The organism is Aureivirga sp. CE67 (assembly GCF_015767245.1).
Classification (GTDB): Bacteria; Bacteroidota; Bacteroidia; order Flavobacteriales; family Flavobacteriaceae; genus Aureivirga.
On the sequence record NZ_JADOTV010000017.1, the window covers coordinates 58,637 to 70,891 of the forward strand.

A 12,255-nucleotide genomic window follows, 5' to 3' on the forward strand; every position below is an offset into this window, starting at 1 on the left:
TTTTTAATCAAAACCCCTAAACCCTTATAAAACAAGGGTTTTTAAATTTATTTTTTTAATGGTACACTTCTCGTAATTCATACCATAGAAACAAAAGATAGAATAAACATACTTTTACAAAAGTGTGTTTGATTTTAAACCTGAAGAAGAAATAAAAACATAAACAATGGACAAAGTCATCACAAAAAAGAAATCGTTTTTCAAATCCACTAAATTTTTGATTTTAGCGGGTTGTCTTTTAGTTACTGTTTTAGTGATTTTTAGTTTTAGTCATAAAAAGCAAGTTAACTTAGATCGAAATCAGCTTTTGATTAAAGAAGTAAAATTTGGAGAATTTGAAGATGTTGTTTTATTAAACTCTACAGTTGTTCCTAAAAAATCTATTTTAATCAATGTGATTAATAATGGTTCGATTGCGGAAATTTTTGTAGAAAATGGTGATTTTGTAAAAAAAGGGCAACCTTTAGTTCGAGTTTATAATCCAGAAGCAGAACTTGATTATTTGACACAAGAAACTGCAATGGTAGAACAAATAAACAATTTGAGAAATATTTTAGTTAATGTAAAAAATCAAGAATTACGCTTAAACGAGCAACTTCTGAGTATTACAAATGATTATAAAAATGCAAAAAGACAATACGAACTTGATTCTGTTTTATATGATAAAGGAATTATTTCTAAAAATGATTTTGAAATTTCACAACAAGCTTTTCATTATCAAAACAACAGAAACAGAGCAATTCGTAAAAGTGTAGAACAAGAAAAAATAGATCGAACGATTCAAATAAACGGAATTAATACTTCTATTGCTTCGATGCATATAAGTTTAGATTTCTTGAGAAGTAATAAGGAAAATTTCACGATAAAATCACCAATTGACGGATTACTTTCTTCTTTTAATCCAGAGTTGGGACAAGCTTTTCAAAAAGGGGAATTATTGGGGAAAATTGATATGAATGATGGTTATAAATTAGAAGCAAATGTAGATGAATATTATATTTCCAAATTAGAGTCGAATTTGGCGGGAGAAGTTGTGATGAATTCTGATAAATTTCCGATTTATATTTCTAAAATTCATCCTGAAATTAAACAAGGAAAATTTGAAGTAGAATTATTTTTTAAGCAAGATAGTTTGACAGAAGATATTCGTCATGGAATGTCTTTAAAATCAAAAATATTCCTTTCAGGAAATCATAAATCACTTTTGATTCCTAAAGGTATGTTTTATCAAGATACGCAAGGAAGTTGGGTTTTTGTAGTGGGGAAAAATGGTGTTGCTACAAAAAGAAAAATTGAATTAGGAAGAGAAAATCCGTTTTATTATGAAGTGAAAAGCGGACTGGAAAATGGAGAAAAAGTAATAATTTCAAGCTATGAAAAATTTAAAGAAATGGAATTATTAAATGTAAAATAAAAATAATCTCTGTAAGGAGAGTTAAGGGGTGTGTTTTTTAAATTATGAGAGAAGTTTTAACCTCCCCTTTCTCCTTCTTGATTTTAAAGGAAAATTAAAAAGAAATAAATAGTAATTATATAAAAATATTAAGGATGTTAGTAATTAAAAATTTAAGCAAAATATACAGAACCGAAGAAGTAGAAACAACTGCTTTACACAATTTAAATCTTGAAATTCAGAAAGGAGAATTCGTATCAATCATGGGAACTTCGGGTTGTGGAAAATCTACTTTATTAAATATTATTGGATTATTAGATTCGCCAGAAAAAGGAAATTATGGTTTTGATGGGAAAGAAGTTGCAAACTTAAAAGAAAAAGAAAGATCTGTAATTCGGAAAGCTAATATTGGTTTTGTATTTCAAAATTTTAATCTGATTGATGAATTATCTGTTTTTGAAAATGTAGAACTTCCTTTAATCTATAACAAAGTAAAAGCTAGTGAAAGAAAAAAGCGTGTAAATGAAATTTTGGAAAGAGTAGGAATTTCACATAGAGCAAAACATTATCCGCTTCAGCTTTCTGGAGGACAACAACAAAGAGTTGCTGTAGCTAGAGCTTTGGTTACAAATCCGAAATTAATTTTAGCAGATGAGCCAACAGGGAACTTGGATAGTAAAAATGGAAATGAAGTGATGGAACTTTTTAGTGAATTGCATGCGCAAGGAGCAACCATTGTGATGGTAACACACTCAGAATATGATGCAAAATTCTCGAGCAGAGTAGTAAAAATGAAAGATGGGGAAATCGTTTCAGAGCATAGTAATGTTCAAAAATTGGATGTTTTAGTGCAATAGGGCTTCGGCTTCGCTCAGCCACCAAAGTAAATTCATCTATACCATAAAATAAATCATCATCAAAAATCAATCAAACTAAAAAAACAAAAATGCTAAAAATTTGGTTTAAAATATTATATAGAAATAGTAAAAAAAATTGGTTACATACTATTATAAATCTGCTAGGATTAACTCTTGGTTTGGTTGGATTTATTTTGGTTTCTACTTATTATTTTACAGAAAAATCTTACAATCAATGGAATCCTAATAAAAACGATGTTTATAGAGTTGCACATTTAACGACTGAAAATGATATTTGGGATACTTCATCAGATGCTGAAGGAAAATATTTTTTAAGCGAAATACCTGAAGTAGAGTCCATTTATTATAATAATAATTGGTATGATTCTAAAAAAGTAATCATCGATGATAAAGAATTTTTCACTAGAGATATCACAAAAGGACAGAAAAATTTCTTTGATTTTTTTCCATTTAAAATTATAGAAGGAAGCGTTGACAAATTTTCCGAAGTTAAAGAACATGTTGCCATCTCTAAAGAGAAAGCTAAATTATTTTTTGGTGATGAATCTGCAATAGGAAAAACATTAACTATCGAAAATATTCCTCATAAAGTTACTGCTGTTTTTGAAGGAAATGAAAGATCTTATTTCAATCCGAGTATTGTTCGTCAATATCAAAATGAATTAAACGGAAATTGGGGAAATTATTCTAAAGTGTTGTTTTGTAAATTATCTCCAAATGCTTCTATAGATGCTGTTCAAAAGAAAATGAAATCTCTTTTTCTAAAATACCAATCAGAAGTTCTAGCCAAAGAAATGGGAATTACGGTAGAGCAATATGAGGAAAAATATGGAATGCAACCACTTTTAGAATCCTTATCAGATGTCCGATTAAAAAGTTATGTAGGAAATTCTGGACCAGAAGGAACTGGAGATTATGATCTGATTATGATGCTTTTTGGACTTTCTATTGTTTTAATTATTATTTCTGTCGTAAATGTTGTAAATCTTGCAGTTGCTAGTATTTTAGATCGTGCAAAAGAAGTTGGTGTAAAGAAAACTTTAGGACTTTCAAATTTTAAAATATTCCTTCAATATGTTTTAGAAATTACAATTCATTGCCTTTTCGCCTTTTTATTTTCATTGATTATTGTAGAAATATTACTTCCTCATTTTTCAACTTTTATGTTGTTAGAAATGGACTTTCTTCCAAACATCGAGATTTTAAAAATATTATTAATTACTATTTTAATCGCTTTTTTAATCGCTCTGATTCCAGGAATATTAATGATTAAATTCAAAAGTGTTTCTGTTCTTAAAGGGAATATCGGTAAAACTAAAAAAGGAGTTTTATTAAGAAATATCATGGTTGGAGTTCAATTTGTAATTTCTGGTTTTTTCTTGATAGGAACTATGATTATCTACAAACAAGTAAATTTTCTTCTAAATAAAGATGTTGGTTTTTCTGGAGAACAAGTTTTAGTAGTAAGACTAAATGAACAGAGTTCGGACAGATATAAAAAATATGAATTAGCTAAAAAAGAATTGATAAAACATCCAAATATCGAAATAGTTACGAGTGCTTTTAATGTTCCAAACATGGGAGGTTACAGCTCCACAACTGTGGAAACAAAAGATGTAAGTGTTCAATCAAATACAAATGCTGTTGACTATGAATATTTTGGTATGGTTGGAACAAAAATTATTAAAGGACGAAATTTTAGTGAAAAATATGCTTCAGATACGATTTCAAATGTTTTGATCAATGAAACAGCTGCAAAGAAATTAGGAATTCATGACAATCCTATAGGAAAAAAATTACAACTTGGTTATTTGGATGATCCAGTTGAAGTCATTGGAGTTGTAGAAGATTATCATTATCGAGGTTTTCATACAGAAATTAAACCAAGTCATATCATGCACTGGAAAACGGTAGAATGGATTAAAAATAATAATTTGCATCTTATCCAATTTAAAATCAAAGAAGAAAATATACAAGAAACAATCGCTTTTATTGAAAATTATTGGACAGAAAATATTGAACAAGGTTATCCATTTACCTATGATTTCTTAGATAAACGATTTGCTGTGTATTTCGAAAAATATCAGAAACAACAAACATTATTTTTAATTCTTTCAGGAGTTGTAATCTTGATTGCACTTCTAGGATTATATGCTTTATCAACTTTAACTATTAGACAGAGATACAAAGAAATCGCAATTCGAAAAACACTTGGAGCTTCTGATAAAGAATTAATGCAAGCTTTATTAAAAGTATTTCTGAGAGTTGTATTAATTGCAAGTATTATCGTACTTCCATTGAGCTTTTATCTGATGCAACTTTGGCTTGACAATTTTGCTTATAGAATAGAAATGCCTTTTGGTCCGTTTATCATCACTCCTATTTTACTAATTCTTTTAGTTTTATTAGTTGTTGGTATCAAAGCTTATATCGCTACAAAAGTTGAAATAACTCATTATTTAAAATATGAATAGTTATGCTAAAAATTTGGTTTAAATTATTATTAAAACATCACCAAAAACGCAAGCTAAATAGTTTTGTAAATTATTTAGGGTTGACACTTGGTTTTACAGGTTTAACTTTGATGTTATTGTATTTAAATGAAGAAAAATCATACCATCAATGGCATCCTAAGAAAGAAACTATTTATAGAGTTTTACATGAAAGTCATGCTGAAAAAGAAATTTGGTCTACAGCAACTTTTATTGAAGGACCAACCTATAAAGAAGAAATTCCAGAAGTAGAAGATTATTTTTTGACACAAAATTATTATGAAAATAGAATCGTCAGAAATGAGAAAAAATCTATCTACAGTGAAAAAATATTACATGCACAATCTAACTTTTTCGATTTCTTTCCATATCCAATTATGGGAGGAAATCCTGAAAAATTAAAAGAAAGTAAAACACATGTTTCTGTTTCTGATGATTTTGCAAAAAAGATTTTCAGCACTACAGATGTAGTTGGAAAGAATCTGTTTTACAATTCTGAAAATTATATCATCACTTCTGTGTATCAAATTCCTGAAAAGTCATATTTCCAACCAGAAATGATTGTGCCACTGAGAAATCTTGACATTGATAATTGGGATTGGTTTTCGAAAACATTGTTTTGCAAAATCACAGAAAACGCAGATCCAAAACTGGTTTCAGATAAAATGGATCAAACTTTTAGCAAATATCGCTCCTCTATTGGAGCTAAAGAAGAAGGTTTGACTTTAGAAGAATATGAAGAAAAGCTTGGAATGTCGGTTTTTATTGAGCCTTTATCAAATTTACATTTAAAAACAATCGCAGATAATGCAGGACCAGAAAGAAAAGCAAATTATCAGATGATTATGATTCTTCTTGGTTTATCAATCTTATTATTGATTATTTCTGGTTTAAATTTCATCAATTTAGCCACAGTTACTTTAACACAAAGATCGAAAGAAATTGGAATCAAAAAATGTTTGGGAACTTCTCCTTTTGTTTTAAGCAAATATTACTTTTTTGAAGTTTTGATTTTTACAATTATTGCGCTGTTTAGTAGTTTTATTTTGATTGAAATTATACTTCCATATTTTAATCAATTCATGAATATTGAATTACATCTTTTCGATTGGAAAACGCTACTACAAACTTTGTTCATTGTATTAATTTTCACCTTGTTTATCAGCGCAATTCCTTCTATTTATTTTTATAGAATTGAAATGATTAAAGCCTTAAAAGGACAACAATTTAAAACCAAAAAAGGGAAGTTTTTCAGACATTTTATTTTAGGAACACAGTTTTTGATTTCAGGATTTTTCATTATTGGAATTTTAGTGATTCAAAAACAAGTCGATTTTATGATGTCTAAAGATTTAGGTTTCTCTGGAGATCAGATTTTAATTGTAGATTTTCACGAAGAAGAAGACAATCTAAAAAAGTTTGATTTAGCAAAAAAAGAACTAATCAAACATTCCTCTATTCATGAAATTAGCACAAACTCAGTTCCTCCAGGAGATGATTTTATCACATTCGCCTTGAATTATCAAGATCAAATTATTGATGCAAAAATAAATCTAATCACACCTGGATATTTAGAAATGTATGATATTCCTATTCTTAAAGGACGAAGTTTTAAAGAAAATATTGCTTCTGATACTTCTAGTAATATCATTATAAATGAAGCTTTTGCAAAACGTTTGAATTTTTATGATAATCCTATTGGGAAAAAAGTAAAACTTGGAATTGAAACAGATAAATATGATGGTTGGTCAACAATTGTTGGAATGGTTAAAGATTATCACATTCATGGTTTTGACAATGAAATCAAACCTATGATTTTGACAAGTTTCAAAAATGTAGAGTGGTATGCTAATTTATTAAATTCGATTCAGTTTAAAATTAGTTCTGAAAATATTCCAGAAACCATTGCTTATATCGAGAAGTTTTGGAAGAAAAATTATCAGAAAGAATTTCCTTTTAAATATGAATTTGCAGACGAGAAATTTGCAAAAAGCTATAAAGAATATCAACAACAGATGACTCTTTTTGAAATTCTATCTTCTTTAGTAATTCTTATTGCAACATTAGGTTTATTCGCGCTTTGTAGTCTGACAATTCAAGAAAGATATAAAGAAATCGCTATTCGAAAAACACTTGGAGCTACAACAAAAGAAATGATGATTCCGTTGATGCAAGTTTTTTTCAAAGTGGTAATTATCTCCAGTATTTTAGTTTTTCCTATTGCTTTTTACATGATGCAACTTTGGTTAGATAATTTTATTTATAGAATTCACATGCCGATTCTACCTTATATCATCACACCGATATTTCTGACTTTTTTAGTTCTGATTGTGGTTGGAACAAAAGCTTTTATCGCAACCAAATTAAAAACAACACATTATTTAAAATATGAGTAAGCTATTTATCAAAATCTGTGTAGAAGGAATTTTCAGCGAACGACTTTTGGAAATTTTAGAATCCGTTTTCTTATTCCTTAAAAAACTTTTTTTATTGTTTTTTTAAATTAAAGTTTTGGGTTAAACTTTAAAAACAAAAAATCCGAAGTGATGTACTTCGGATTTTTTCATTTAAATAGATTTATTTTACTCAATTAAGATAAGTTTTTGACCTATTCTTAATGTTTTATTTCTACTGATTTTGTTCAGTTTACAAATCTGAGTGATGCTCATATTGTTTCTATAAGCAATCTTAGAAAGTGTATCTCCACTTCGGATTCTATAGATTTTCTTCTGAACTTTGCTAGATTTCTCTGCCTCTTCTTTTGTAGAATGAACGGCTATCTTAGGTTTTCTACGAGAAGAAAAGTTTACAGCATTTGTATATTTTCTAGAAACCCAAAGATCTTTCGCTCTAATTTCGTTTTTATCTGAAAAATCAAATAAATATTCTGGATTAATTGGCTGTCCTTTATAACGAACTTCTAAGTGTAAATGGCTTCCACGAGCATTTCCTGTAACTCCTCCTGTTCCTAAAACATCACCTTGCTTCACAATTTGATTTTCTTTCACCAATTGTTTCGTCATATGTGCATAAACTGTTTCCAATCCGTTTTCATGACGAACAACAACAGTTCTACCATGTCCTCCATGCCATTTTACATAACGAACTTTTCCTGGTAAAATCGCTCTAATAGAATCTCCTTTTATAAGATCAATATCAATTCCATTATGTGCTCTACCCTTTCTCCAACCAAATCTTGAAGTAATCACTTTATCTTTGTCAATTGGGGAAGTATAATTTAGGGTATCAAATTCTAAATGGAAAGGTTCTTTGATCGTTTTACGATCGTATGCGAAAAACTTTTTATTAGACCAGTTTTCGTTCAAAAAAGCCATTTTTTTAGCTTTAATTGCAGCTTCTCTGGCTTTTTTCTCAGCTTCTATTCTTTCAAGTTCTAATCTTGCTTCTTCTAAAGCTTTGTTAAACTTCTTTTGTTCAGCATTATAGTTCTTGAACTTTGTAGAATATATAAGTTGTTGCGCTTCTGCTTTGAAGCCTATGGATATCAATGTTGTTAGTAAAACAATGTTTAAAAATTTCTTTAAAGACATTTGTATATTTATTAATTAAACATAACTTTTAAAACTACAGGGGTTTTAAAATATTGTGCATATATAAGTATAAATGCGCTTAGAATACTAGTTTTTTTGTTAAATTTTTTATAATATTCTTAATTAAATTTTTAATTATATTCAAATATTTTATTTTAAAAATAACTAATATTCAATTTTAAACTCATTCAACTAAATTTATATTAATAAAATTAATGAATTTTTAAAAAGAATATAATAATGAAAATGTTAAAAATTAACGCATTATTTTTAGGTAAATTTTAGCTTAATGTTATTTAATTTTAAAAAAATAGCCTCTAAACGATTTTGGATATGTATCTTTGCAAATTCATTTTTTAGATATAAGAATTATGACTGGAGAAAACACTTTTGATGATTTAAATTTAAGTACATCTTTGAAAAATGCTCTGCATGATATGGGAATTGTGCATCCTACAACAATTCAGGAAAGAGTATTTTCTGAAGTAATGGCAGGAAAAGATGTAGTAGGAATTGCTCAGACTGGTACGGGTAAAACCTTTGCATATTTATTACCTAGTTTGAGACAATGGAAATTTTCAAAAGGAACTGCTCCACAAATTTTAATTGTTGTTCCAACAAGAGAGCTTGTAACACAGGTTGTAGAAGAAGTAGAAAAGCTTACGGAATATATGAATGTTGTAGTTCGTGGAGTTTATGGAGGAACAAATATTAGAACCCAAAAAGATCTTATTTTTCAAGGTTTAGATGTATTAGTTGCTACTCCAGGTCGTTTGATTGATTTATCATTGGATGGAGTTTTAAAACTAAAAGAAATCAAGAAATTTATTATTGACGAGGTGGATGAAATGTTAAACCTTGGATTTCGTCATCAGTTAATTCAAATTTTTGATCTTTTACCAAAAAGAACTCAAAACTTGATGTTCTCTGCAACACTTTCTGAAGATGTAGAAATTTTAATTCAAGATTTTTTCAACAATCCTCAAAAAGTAGAGGCTGCTCCTTCTGGAACACCTTTAGAGAAAATTCAACAATCTAAATATTTCACACCTAACTTTTATACAAAAATCAATCTGATCAAATTATTGATGGCTCAAGATGAAACAATGCAAAAAGTTTTAGTCTTTGCCGGAAATAAAAAGATTGCAGATGCTGTTTATGAAACTTTACAAGATGATTTTGAAGATAAAATTGGAGTAATTCACTCGAATAAATCTCAAAATAAACGTTTCTTATCGGTAAATAGTTTTAAAGACGGAACCTATCAATTATTAATTGCTACGGATGTTGTTGCGAGGGGAATTGATGTAGAAGGAGTAAGTCATGTAATCAATTTTGATTTACCAAATATCCCTGAAAACTACATGCACCGAATTGGTAGAACTGGACGTGCAGATAAAGAAGGTATTGCAATTAGTTTGATTTCTGAAAACGAAAAAGAGAATTTAGAAAAAGTAGAAGCTTTAATGAAATTGGAAGTTCCTACAAAAGAATTACCAGAAGATTTAGAAATTTCTACAGAATTAGCTCCAATTGAAATTCCTAGAGAAGATATTCCTGAGTTAAGAATCAAAATTCCAGTTAGAGAGGATGTAGGACCTGCTTTTCACGAAAAAAAGGAGAAAAACAAAAAGGTTAATATGAAGAAACGTAAAGCAGAGCTAATGCGTGAAAAATATAAAAAACCTAAAACAAGAGGACAAAAGAGAAAACGTAAATAAAATAAAAAGGGGATTTGATTAATCTCCTTTTTTATTTTCAAATAATATCATCTAATATTTTTATACAAAAAAAACCATATCTGTATGATATGGTTCTTTTAAGATCTTTCATATATAAATATATGTTATTTCGCTTCAGCAACAACTGTTTCGCTTTCTTCAAATTGTTTCTCTAAGTTTTGAATTTCTTGCTTAGATGCCATTCCACAACTCTTTGGTGATGATTTACAAGAAGTTAAAGACGTTGAAAAAGCAAAGCTGATCGCTAGTAAAAAAATAATTTTTTTCATGTTCAATAGTTTTTCCGTATCAAAGATATAATAAATTCGTGAATTCTGAAAATTTTAACTCTTTATCTATAACGTTATATTCAATCAATTGTGATATAATTTCTTCAAATTCTTTTTTATTTAACTTTTCTCCCTGATTCCATTTCGTTAATTTTAACCACTTTAGGATATCTTCCTCTTTTTGCTCATAACGTTCCGAAAACATTTTAGAGTATTTTTGTTTATTTTCGAAAGTGTCAAAATTTTTAGTTTTTGAATTAATTATCCTAAGAATTTTCACAATTTCTTCTTCATTTGAATCTAAAATTTCATCTCGAACTGCAATCACAAAACATGGCCAAGGCGTTGGGCAATCTCCTACACGATTGAAAGTCCCATTATCAACAAGTGGTTTTGTTGTAAAATGTTCCCACATAAAATAATCTGCTCTACCTTCTGTCAAAGCATCGATCCCTCCTTGAAGATTTCCTACAATCTCGAATTTTAAATTATCTGTTTCCCAATGATGATTTTTCGCATTTACTTTTGCCATTAATTGTGATCCAGAACCAATTCTACTAATTGCTGCTGTTTTTCCTTCTAAATCTTCAATGGTTTCATAAGAAGATTTTCCAGCAGTATGAATTCCCCAAATAAGTGGTGAATCTACATAAGTCTGAACAATTTTTGATGGATTACCTTCTGAAATATCTTTTATGACACCTTCCGTAAGAATAATTGCTATATCAATTTCTCCGCTTCTAAGCGCTTTATTCATTGCTCCAGTTCCACCAGGAAAATCTTTCCAAACTAGATTTATATTTTCAGATTCAAATAATTTTTCTTCTATTGCTAAATGCCAAGGAAGATTAAAATGCTCTGGAACTCCTCCTACAGTAATTGTTTTCATTTGTTATTAATTATAAAAGGTATAAAAATAAAAAAAGCTTTCTTACGAAAGCTTTTCAACAGAATATTTTAAATTTTATTCGGCTAATTTGTCTAAAGTATACTTGATAATATCTTCAACAGCTTTGTATGGATTTTTACTAAAAGTCATATTTGCTCTGTTTGCAATAATTGCATTCATTGAACAAGCATGATGTCCTAATAATTTTGCTAATCCGTAGATTGCTGAAGTTTCCATTTCAAGGTTAGTTACTCTTGTTCCGTTATATTCGAAACAATCCATTTTTCTGTTTAAGTCGTTATCTTGAATTGGTAATCTCAAAATTCTTCCTTGTGGTCCGTAGAATCCTCCTGCAGTTCCTGTAATTCCTTCAAAAGTCTGATCACTAGAAAGTTTTTCTTCTAGCATCTCACTATTTCTAACAATATAAGGTCTTGCTTTTCTTGGACTCCAATTTGTGTGGGCAATAAATGCGTCTTCCATTTCTTTTTCAAGAATATGTTCTGCATCATATGAATGAATCAAACCATCCATTCCTAAACCATATCTACCTAAAACGAATGAATCTACAGGAATATCTGCTTGTAAAGAACCAGAAGTTCCGATACGTACAAAATTTAATGGTGTAATCTTATCTTTTATTGTTCTTGTTTCAAAATCAATATTAACAAGAGCATCTAACTCATTTAAAACAATATCAATATTGTCTGGTCCAATTCCTGTTGAAACTACAGAAAAACGTTTTCCTTTATAAGTTCCAGTAATCGTTCTAAATTCTCTTTTTTGAATATCCTCCTCAATAGAATCAAAGTGTTCTGCAACAATTGGCACTCTGTGCTGATCTCCTACTAAAATTATGTTTGTTGCAATATCTTCTGGTCTTAAATTCAAATGATAAACACTACCATTTGGATTGATAATTAATTCTGATTCTCCAATCCTTCTCATATTAAATTCATTTAGGTTAACTAAATTATCTAGGTAATTATATTTTAACAAATCCTGTCCAAATTACTAATTATCACATGGAATCACTAATTA

The 12,255-nt window shown here is 28.8% G+C and carries 9 protein-coding genes; 5 read left to right on the forward strand and 4 right to left on the reverse strand.

Going from position 1 to position 12,255, the window contains the following annotated elements; translation table 11 throughout:
* The first annotated feature begins 166 nt into the window (after positions 1–166).
* From I0K12_RS16675 to I0K12_RS16690, 4 genes are all read left to right on the forward strand, one after another.
* The gene (locus tag I0K12_RS16675) at positions 167–1,414 is read left to right on the forward strand and encodes an efflux RND transporter periplasmic adaptor subunit (RefSeq protein ID WP_196889275.1); all 1,248 of its coding nucleotides are present in this window, start codon (positions 167–169) and stop codon (positions 1,412–1,414) included.
* A gap of 134 nt (positions 1,415–1,548) precedes the next feature.
* Positions 1,549–2,250 carry an ABC transporter ATP-binding protein gene (locus tag I0K12_RS16680; RefSeq protein ID WP_196889276.1) on the forward strand — a complete coding sequence of 234 codons (702 nt, stop codon included), beginning with the start codon at positions 1,549–1,551 and terminating at the stop codon, positions 2,248–2,250.
* 89 nt (positions 2,251–2,339) lie between these two features.
* Positions 2,340–4,745, forward strand: a complete 2,406-nt coding sequence (locus I0K12_RS16685) for an ABC transporter permease (RefSeq protein WP_196889277.1) — start codon at positions 2,340–2,342, stop codon at positions 4,743–4,745.
* A 2-nt stretch (positions 4,746–4,747) separates the two neighbouring features.
* Positions 4,748–7,159, forward strand: coding sequence for an ABC transporter permease (locus I0K12_RS16690; RefSeq protein WP_196889278.1), 2,412 nt, complete (start codon positions 4,748–4,750; stop codon positions 7,157–7,159).
* Between the two features lie 186 nt (positions 7,160–7,345).
* On the opposite strand, the gene I0K12_RS16695 is transcribed toward I0K12_RS16690, so the two are convergent.
* A complete protein-coding gene (locus I0K12_RS16695) occupies positions 7,346–8,314 on the reverse strand; it encodes a peptidoglycan DD-metalloendopeptidase family protein (RefSeq protein ID WP_196889279.1) in 969 nt (322 codons plus the stop codon).
* Positions 8,315–8,685: 371 nt separating this feature from the next.
* Between I0K12_RS16695 and I0K12_RS16700 the strand changes: the two genes are divergently transcribed.
* Complete coding sequence (locus I0K12_RS16700) at positions 8,686–10,035, forward strand: DEAD/DEAH box helicase (RefSeq protein ID WP_196889280.1); 1,350 nt, start codon at positions 8,686–8,688, stop codon at positions 10,033–10,035.
* A 125-nt stretch (positions 10,036–10,160) separates the two neighbouring features.
* On the opposite strand, the gene I0K12_RS16705 is transcribed toward I0K12_RS16700, so the two are convergent.
* From I0K12_RS16705 to I0K12_RS16715, 3 genes are all read right to left on the reverse strand, one after another.
* Positions 10,161–10,325 carry a hypothetical protein gene (locus I0K12_RS16705; RefSeq protein ID WP_196889281.1) on the reverse strand — a complete coding sequence of 55 codons (165 nt, stop codon included), beginning with the start codon at positions 10,323–10,325 and terminating at the stop codon, positions 10,161–10,163.
* Positions 10,326–10,344: 19 nt separating this feature from the next.
* Positions 10,345–11,214 (reverse strand): substrate-binding domain-containing protein, encoded by an 870-nt coding sequence (locus I0K12_RS16710; RefSeq protein WP_196889282.1) that lies wholly within the window; start codon positions 11,212–11,214, stop codon positions 10,345–10,347.
* Between the two features lie 75 nt (positions 11,215–11,289).
* Positions 11,290–12,162, reverse strand: coding sequence for a nucleoside phosphorylase (locus I0K12_RS16715; RefSeq protein WP_196889283.1), 873 nt, complete (start codon positions 12,160–12,162; stop codon positions 11,290–11,292).
* Between the last annotated feature and the right edge of the window lie 93 nt (positions 12,163–12,255).

Bases quoted from the DNA above. Each gene is read 5' to 3' on its own strand.
- I0K12_RS16675 (WP_196889275.1), top strand. From the start codon at position 167: ATGGACAAAGTCATCACAAAAAAGAAATCGTTTTTCAAATCCACTAAA.
- I0K12_RS16680 (WP_196889276.1), top strand. From the start codon at position 1,549: ATGTTAGTAATTAAAAATTTAAGCAAAATATACAGAACCGAAGAAGTA.
- I0K12_RS16685 (WP_196889277.1), top strand. From the start codon at position 2,340: ATGCTAAAAATTTGGTTTAAAATATTATATAGAAATAGTAAAAAAAAT.
- I0K12_RS16690 (WP_196889278.1), top strand. From the start codon at position 4,748: ATGCTAAAAATTTGGTTTAAATTATTATTAAAACATCACCAAAAACGC.
- I0K12_RS16695 (WP_196889279.1), bottom strand. From the start codon at position 8,314: ATGTCTTTAAAGAAATTTTTAAACATTGTTTTACTAACAACATTGATA.
- I0K12_RS16700 (WP_196889280.1), top strand. From the start codon at position 8,686: ATGACTGGAGAAAACACTTTTGATGATTTAAATTTAAGTACATCTTTG.
- I0K12_RS16705 (WP_196889281.1), bottom strand. From the start codon at position 10,325: ATGAAAAAAATTATTTTTTTACTAGCGATCAGCTTTGCTTTTTCAACG.
- I0K12_RS16710 (WP_196889282.1), bottom strand. From the start codon at position 11,214: ATGAAAACAATTACTGTAGGAGGAGTTCCAGAGCATTTTAATCTTCCT.
- I0K12_RS16715 (WP_196889283.1), bottom strand. From the start codon at position 12,162: ATGAGAAGGATTGGAGAATCAGAATTAATTATCAATCCAAATGGTAGT.